Origin of the sequence: uncultured Thiodictyon sp. (assembly GCA_903837595.1) — a bacterium.
In the GTDB taxonomy this organism is placed as follows: Bacteria; Pseudomonadota; Gammaproteobacteria; order Chromatiales; family Chromatiaceae; genus Thiodictyon.
Genome location: CAILVI010000386.1, coordinates 1 through 6683 on the forward strand (window position 1 = coordinate 1; position 6683 = coordinate 6683).

7 protein-coding genes, 1 tRNA gene and 1 pseudogene are annotated in these 6683 nt (G+C 60.5%); 3 read left to right on the forward strand and 6 right to left on the reverse strand.

The annotated features are described in order from the left end of the window. The 3 genes and pseudogenes from QZY44_RS22750 to QZY44_RS22760 form a co-directional block, all read right to left on the reverse strand. Nucleotides 1-505 (reverse strand): annotated as a pseudogene (locus QZY44_RS22750) (ABC transporter ATP-binding protein); the annotation flags it as partial. After that, a complete protein-coding gene (locus tag QZY44_RS22755) occupies nucleotides 506-1429 on the reverse strand; it encodes a branched-chain amino acid ABC transporter permease (RefSeq protein WP_295453025.1) in 924 nt (307 codons plus the stop codon). It lies immediately after the preceding pseudogene. 22 nt (nucleotides 1430-1451) lie between these two features. After that, a complete protein-coding gene (locus QZY44_RS22760) occupies nucleotides 1452-2603 on the reverse strand; it encodes a branched-chain amino acid ABC transporter substrate-binding protein (RefSeq protein ID WP_295453030.1) in 1152 nt (383 codons plus the stop codon). A gap of 375 nt (nucleotides 2604-2978) precedes the next feature. Here QZY44_RS22760 and QZY44_RS22765 point away from each other — a divergent pair. The 3 genes from QZY44_RS22765 to truC all read left to right on the forward strand — a co-directional run bounded on the left by QZY44_RS22765 (nucleotide 2979) and on the right by truC (nucleotide 4247). After that, nucleotides 2979-3054, forward strand: a tRNA-Lys gene (locus QZY44_RS22765). A gap of 174 nt (nucleotides 3055-3228) precedes the next feature. Further along, nucleotides 3229-3438 carry a hypothetical protein gene (locus tag QZY44_RS22770; RefSeq protein ID WP_295453034.1) on the forward strand — a complete coding sequence of 70 codons (210 nt, stop codon included), beginning with the start codon at nucleotides 3229-3231 and terminating at the stop codon, nucleotides 3436-3438. Nucleotides 3439-3527: 89 nt separating this feature from the next. Continuing rightward, nucleotides 3528-4247, forward strand: coding sequence for a tRNA pseudouridine(65) synthase TruC (gene truC / locus QZY44_RS22775; RefSeq protein WP_295453040.1), 720 nt, complete (start codon nucleotides 3528-3530; stop codon nucleotides 4245-4247). Nucleotides 4248-4605: 358 nt separating this feature from the next. Here truC and QZY44_RS22780 read toward each other — a convergent pair whose 3' ends face one another. The 3 genes from QZY44_RS22780 to QZY44_RS22790 form a co-directional block, all read right to left on the reverse strand. Next, nucleotides 4606-5091, reverse strand: coding sequence for a type II toxin-antitoxin system VapC family toxin (locus QZY44_RS22780; protein WP_295453045.1), 486 nt, complete (start codon nucleotides 5089-5091; stop codon nucleotides 4606-4608). A 121-nt stretch (nucleotides 5092-5212) separates the two neighbouring features. Then, nucleotides 5213-5425 carry a type II toxin-antitoxin system HicB family antitoxin gene (locus tag QZY44_RS22785; RefSeq protein WP_295453049.1) on the reverse strand — a complete coding sequence of 71 codons (213 nt, stop codon included), beginning with the start codon at nucleotides 5423-5425 and terminating at the stop codon, nucleotides 5213-5215. 9 nt (nucleotides 5426-5434) lie between these two features. Next, entirely contained in the window at nucleotides 5435-5620 is a 186-nt protein-coding gene (locus tag QZY44_RS22790) for a type II toxin-antitoxin system HicA family toxin (protein ID WP_295453054.1), read from the reverse strand. Nucleotides 5621-6683: the final 1063 nt, after the last annotated feature.

Below are 6683 nucleotides of genomic sequence, written 5' to 3' on the forward strand. Positions count from 1 at the left end.
CCGCGATCCGCACCGGGTCGATCATGTTGATGCCCTGGGGGCCGTTGGTGAGATTGACCGGGGCGTTCAGGTTGTTCAGGAAGATCCGGATGATCTCCCCGAAACCTAGCGTGACGATGGCCAGATAGTCGCCGCGCAGGCGCAGCGTCGGCGCCCCCAGCAGCACCCCGAAGAGACACGCGAGCCCCGCCCCCAGCGGCAACAGGGCCCAGAACGGCAGGTGGATGCCCAACTGCGGTGAGGCCAGGATGGCATAGAAATAGGCGCCCACCGCGTAGAAGGCGACATAGCCGAGATCCAGCAGCCCGGCAAATCCCACCACGATATTGAGCCCCAGGGCCAGCATCACATAGAGCAGCGCGAAGTCGAGGATGCGCACCCAACTGCGCCCCATGCCGGCGTCCACCAGGAAGGGCAGGACCAGCAAGAGCGCGGCCAGGGCGATATAGGCCGTCCAGGCGAGCCGCGGGTCGCGGTAGAACCGGTTTGGAAGCAGGTCAGACATTTAAGCGCGATCCGACACGCGCTCGCCCAGCAGCCCTGAGGGGCGGAAGATGAGCACCAGGATGAGGATGAAAAAGGCAAAGATGTCCTGGTAATGGCTGCCCAGGAAGCCGCCGGTGAGGTCTCCGATATAGCCCGCTCCCAGGCTCTCGATCACTCCCAGGAGCAGCCCGCCCAGGAGCGCCCCGGGGATGTTGCCGATCCCGCCCAGGACGGCCGCGCTGAACGCCTTCAGCCCGAGCAGGAAGCCCATGTTGTAATGGGCGATGCCGTAATAGGCGGCGATCAGCAGCCCCGCCACCGCGGCCAGGGCGGACCCCACCGCGAAGGTGGCGGCGATCACCCGGTTCACGTCCACCCCCATGAGCCCGGCCACCTCCCGGTTCTGCGCGGTGGCGCGCATCGCCCGGCCGAGCCGGGTGCGGTGTACCAAGAGTAGCAGGGCGCCCATGGTGACGGCGGCCACCGCGACGATCAGGAGCTGGACATTGGACACGCTGGCCCCGTGCCAGGCGTAGATGTGCGGCTCCAGGACCGGCGGGAAGGACAGGTACTGGCGGCCCCAGAGGATCATCGCCAGGTTCTGCAGGACGATGGAGACCCCGATGGCGGTGATCAGCGGGGCGAGGCGCGGGGCGTTGCGCAGCGGCCGGTAGGCGATGCGCTCCACCAGCACGCCGGTCGCCACGCACACCAGCACCGCGGCGGCCAGCGCCAGCAGCAACGCGAGCGGCACCGGCACCCCCATGGCCACCAGCACGCCGAGCACGCTCACCGACACCAGCGCCCCCAGCATCACGATCTCGCCGTGAGCGAAATTGATCAACTCCAGGATGCCGTAGACCATGGTGTAGCCCAGCGCCACCAGTGCGTAGAGGCTACCCAGGATCAGACCGTTGACCAGTTGTTGGAGCAGGACGTCCATGCGGGGGCGGGCCGCGGTGCCGTTACTTGGTCGCCGGCGTGGCGGCTGGTCCGCCCACGGTCTCAACCGCGGCCCACTTGCCGTCCTTCACCTGATAGAGCGTGACCGGGCCGTCCTTGAGGTCGCCCTTGTCGTCGAAGGCGATCGGGCCGATGACCCCGTCGACCTTGGTGCGGGCCAGTTCCGGCAGGTATTTACCGGGCTCGGCAGAACCGGCCCGCAGCATCGCCTGGATCAGGACCACCGCGGCGTCGTGCGCAAAGGGGGCGTAGATCTGGATCTTGCCGAAGCGCTCACCGAAGCGCTGGGTGAAGTCCGCCCCGCCGGGCATCTTGTCGATCGGCAGCCCGGGGGATGACCCGATCGCCCCCTCGGCGGCCGGACCGGCGAGCTTGATGAACTCGGCGGTCTGCATGCCGTCCCCCCCGATGAAGGGGATCTTCATCCCGAGGGTCTGCAACTGGCGGACCATGGGGGCGGCCTGGGGGTCCATGCCGCCGAAGACCACCACGTCGGGCTTCTTGGCCTTGAGCGAGGTGAGGATGGCGGTGAAGTCAGTGGACTTGTCGGTGGTGTATTCGCGTGCGACCACCTCCCCGCCGGACGCCTTGACCCCCTTCACCACCTCGTCGATCAGGCCCTGGCCGTAGGCGGTGCGGTCATCCACCACCGCCACCCGCTTGCCCAGGTGGGTGGCGTACTGACCCAGCGCACGGCCTTGCTGGGAGTCGTTGGCCATCAGCCGGTAGGCGGTCTTGAACCCCTGGTGGGTGTAGGCGACCGCGGTCGAGGCCGGGGAGACCTGGGGGATGTCATTGTCGGCGTAGATGCGTGAGGCCGGGATACTGGCCCCCGAATTCAGGTGTCCGACCACGCCCTTCGCGCCGTCGTCCACCAGCTTTTGGGCCACCACGGTCGCGGTCTTGGGGTCGGCCGCGTCGTCCTCCACCTGGAGCACGAACTGGATCGGCTTGCCCCCCAGGGTCGGTTTGGTGGCGTTGATGGTGTCCACCGCCAAGCGGGCGCCGTTCTCGATGTCCTTGCCCAGGTGTGCCTGGGGGCCGGTCAGTGGCGCTACGCAGCCGATCTTCACGGTCTCGACGGTGGCCGCCGCGCTGGCGGCGGTCCAGGACATGGCTCCGACCATCAACGCAATCAATAGCTTGGTTTTCATGAGTCTGCTCCCGATGCCGGTGGGCAAGGTTTGACGATGGGGTCCGGCGTGCGGCCGGGTCAGGCGCCTGTGAACAGGTGTACGTCTGACGGGCAGCAATACTACCAATAGATGCGGCCCTGTACCTCCCGGATCGTGCAGCGCGCCGCAGCGAACCGGCGACCGGTGGTGGTCGGCCAGCAACCGGCGGGTCGCGGCCTTGGCGTGAAAGCAGCGCAAGGACCGGTGGGAGTGGCCGGCGGCCGTGCCGCGACCTCGCCGTTTATCGCGGCATCACATCGCGGTCGCAGCCCGCTTCCGCCAGCGCCCGTGCCGTCCTTAATTTCACAACGCGCTTCAAAAGTCGTCTCGATGCGTCTATACTGTGCAGTCCTCGCGCCCTTAGCTCAGTCGGTAGAGCATCTGACTTTTAATCAGGTGGTCGCGCGTTCGAGTCGCGCAGGGCGCACCAAAAAAACAAGGGGATAGGCGAAAGTCTGTCCCCTTTTTGTTTACGACATCGCCCGCTCGGTAACGTGGGGCTAACAGACGGCACCCGTTGACTTGTTCGGGGTGCTATGGCCGTTCATCGGATCGCCCCCGCAGCAGGGTCGGCAGTCCACAACAGTAAGGGGATGAACACGCCATGACCACAGAGTTTGAAAGTCTCGTCTTGGAGCATCTGCGCGCGATCCAGGCAGATGTTGCGGAGATCAAGGCGCGCGTGGGGCGCGTCGAACTTCGCCTGACCGCCATCGACCACACGTTGGGCAGCGCGCTATCCGAAAATGACCGTGAAACCGCCGCCCAGTGGCTCATCAGGCGCGTGGAACACATCAACGGCGCGCGCAACTGACCGGCCCCTGAGCCGGGCGCCTCTGGGAGGCTTGCCGGCAGTGGACCGGAGCCAGTCCCGACATGGGTGATGCGGTATAGTTGGTACGCATGGACATCCTGTACTTGGACGACGTAATGATCGCGGTGCACAAGCCGTCCGGCTTGCTCGTTCACCGCAGCCTCATCGACAAGCACGAGACGCGCTTCGCCCTGCAACTGGTGCGCGACCAGATTGGCCAGCGCGTCTACCCGGTGCATCGCCTCGATAAGCCCACCTCCGGTATACTGGTGTTCGCCCTCAACCCGGAGACTGCCCGAGAACTCACCGCGCAGTTCACCGCGGGGCGCGTGCAGAAGACCTATCGGGCCATCGTACGTGGTTATACGCAGTCGGCTGGCGTGATCGACTATGCCCTACGCGAGGAACTCGATAAGATCGCCGACGTGCTAGCCGATCCAGACAAGGCCCCCCAGCAAGCGATCACCCACTACCAGCGCCTCTCTACGGTCGAACTGCCGCACCCCGTTGGCCATTACCGCACCGCACGTTACTCGCTCGTCGCGCTGCAACCGAAAACCGGCCGCAAGCATCAGATCCGCCGACACCTGAAGCACATCTTCCATCCCGTCGTCGGCGATACCACGCACGGCGACGGCCGCCACAACCAGTTCTTTCGCGATCACTTCGGCAACCAGCGCCTGCTCTTGGCAGCGACCGCGATGGAGCTCATCCATCCGCACAGTGGTGAGCCGCTGGCGATTACGGCACCCCCAGGGGCGGACTTCGAGTGTATCGTCAACGCGCTCGGCTGGGGGCAGGTGGCATGAGTGTCTGGCTAAGGAGCGGGGGTCAAGGAGCGGGGTCAGGTCTTGCAATCAGAGGGAGCGGAGGTCAGGTCTTGCAATCATGCATTCGTGCATCGTGCGCCGGATGCATGATTGCAAGACCTGACCCCCAGGCCTTACAGCTCCCGTGCCAACTTACCGGGCTCGTCCAACCACAAGGATAAGTCGTGGCTCGCTCTGCTCGCACGACTCATCCTTCTCGTTAGGCGTCTTTGCTTTCCATACGGGACGGTTCGACGAAGCCTGACGACGTGCTGCATCCTCGGCAATTGCAGCGATGTTTCCGCCGAACCGCTCCGAGATTTTCTCGCGAGTCCGGTGAATTTCCTCAATTACTGAGTCAGTCGCATTCTGTATCATCGCCTAACAACTCCTCTGGGGTGCAGATAATGGGTATAGGGATGGCTAATCGCGCAAAGAGATCGTGAATGCGGGGAAGTATTTTCGCATTCGCTATATGTTTGCAGTTCCATGTCAGCAAATATTGAATTTGATGATGTGCTACCATCGCGATGTGAAGGGCGTCGACTTGCGCCTTTTCCGGTAACACACCAAGTGACATGATTTCGTTAGTGAGCGTTATGACCTCAGGTGCATGAGGGAGCAGTGGAATGCCATCAAGCGACTCGAGTCTGGCTTCTGCAAGACTTGGGTTTCCGGCCGCGGCTTCATCAATTACATACTGTGAGACAACAAGCTGATAATGCTTCCGTTCATGATCCCACCAGCGTTGCGTAAGTAGTTGTCGTGCTGCGGCTACGATCTGCGGGCTTGGCCTCTGACGCAGATAACTCACGATTGATGTTTCAATGTAAACCGTGTTCATGTCGACAGTTATCTTCGCCTAACGTATCTTCGCCTAACGTAAGGCTAAAGCGGCGCGCGCTCGCACGGAGCCTGTAAATGACCGCAACGCCCGTGGCGCGCGCTCGCTGTTTAGCCGAAGGTTAGGCTTGAATTTCGATAAACTCGCTGTAAGAAAGCGGTTGAGGTACTGGCGCACCTTCTTCCTTGATGCCTTCAAGATGAAACTCAATGGCTTCGTGAATCAGTTGAAGTACCTCTTCCGCTGTTTCTGCCGCCGCGATGCAGCCAGGCAGATCAGGGACGTATGCGCCGAAACTACTGGCGCCCCTTTCAATGACAACCATGTAACGCATGCAATTGCCTCACTTGATCCCGGCCTGCTTCAATACGTTGTTCAATGTACCTGGTGGGACATCAACACTTGATTTTCCGGAAACCGTGACCGTTCCCGGTTTCGTTGGATGATGGAACTGACGATGGCTACCTTTCTGGCGAACCTGCATCCAACCATCAGACTCGATCCGGTCAATAAGATCTTTGACTTTCATCTTGATGTATCGCCGGAAGAAATAGGGTAGGGATTACTTAGGCGGAAGATCGAAAAGTAACTGAACTTAACATCTTTTCTGAGGTAATTGCCATGTTCATTGCCGAACGAATTAAGCAAGCCGCCCGCAGAGTTAGAAAATGAGCTGGAATCACGCTTGGAAGTCATTCGATAGTAACCGTATATCTCTTAGGCTCAGCGCTTTTGATTCCTTTGACCGTGCAAACCCGTTTACCATCAGCGCTGCCGAACTTGTTCCCTGCTGGCATATAGATTCTTTGAGAAATCAGAAAAATCAGATTCTTTGATTTGCCTTCTTCGTTACACAACTGCAAAGTCATGTCATCTCATTAAAAGAGCACAAAGTGGGAACTTCGGCATAACAGGCAGGGGTTTGGTATTCCGTAGCCCAAGCCACGCCCGAACAGAAATCGAGACCACAGATGATCAATGTTTTCATCAGATATGCTCTCCGTATTTGATGCAGTTCCTCGCTCTAGCGAGCCTAACGTCAAGGCTAAAGCGACGCGCGCCTGCACGGAGCCTGCCATTTACCACGAACCCCGATGGCGTGCGGTCGCTTTTGAGCCAAGTTAGGCCATTGTTTCCGATCTTTGTTGCCAGGGCATGGGATTCGGAAAAAACGTTGTCTGTCCCCGATTACGTTGCCAAGCCGCACTGGCCCCTTATCCGGCCCCTTATACCATTCAATTTCCGTCCTACCACCTATAGATGCTCCCAACCTCGCAATTACTCAAAACGTTGATCTTCAAGTTGTCATTGCCGATTTCGACCTCTCCGGAGCAGGCCTTTCCCCCATCGAACTCTGCCGACCATGAATAACGTCCAGCGAGAGGAGTATTTCCGTGACCTGTGCATACAACGACGGCTGATGTTGAACAGCCGGGGCTGCCAACATCGCCAGTCACATTGCTGCCAGGCCCGCCACTTATACATAGGCGCTTCAAGGAACAAAAGGGGCACGACATCTCCGCGCTGACGTTGACGCATTGGTAGGTGGAGTCGCCGTTGCTGCTGGAAGTTTCAGATTTTCTTTTTTCAAA

Bases quoted from the DNA above. Each gene is read 5' to 3' on its own strand.
- QZY44_RS22780 (WP_295453045.1), bottom strand. From the start codon at position 5,091: ATGAACACGGTTTACATTGAAACATCAATCGTGAGTTATCTGCGTCAG.
- QZY44_RS22770 (WP_295453034.1), top strand. From the start codon at position 3,229: ATGACCACAGAGTTTGAAAGTCTCGTCTTGGAGCATCTGCGCGCGATC.
- QZY44_RS22785 (WP_295453049.1), bottom strand. From the start codon at position 5,425: ATGCGTTACATGGTTGTCATTGAAAGGGGCGCCAGTAGTTTCGGCGCA.
- QZY44_RS22755 (WP_295453025.1), bottom strand. From the start codon at position 1,429: ATGGACGTCCTGCTCCAACAACTGGTCAACGGTCTGATCCTGGGTAGC.
- truC (WP_295453040.1), top strand. From the start codon at position 3,528: ATGGACATCCTGTACTTGGACGACGTAATGATCGCGGTGCACAAGCCG.
- QZY44_RS22790 (WP_295453054.1), bottom strand. From the start codon at position 5,620: ATGAAAGTCAAAGATCTTATTGACCGGATCGAGTCTGATGGTTGGATG.
- QZY44_RS22760 (WP_295453030.1), bottom strand. From the start codon at position 2,603: ATGAAAACCAAGCTATTGATTGCGTTGATGGTCGGAGCCATGTCCTGG.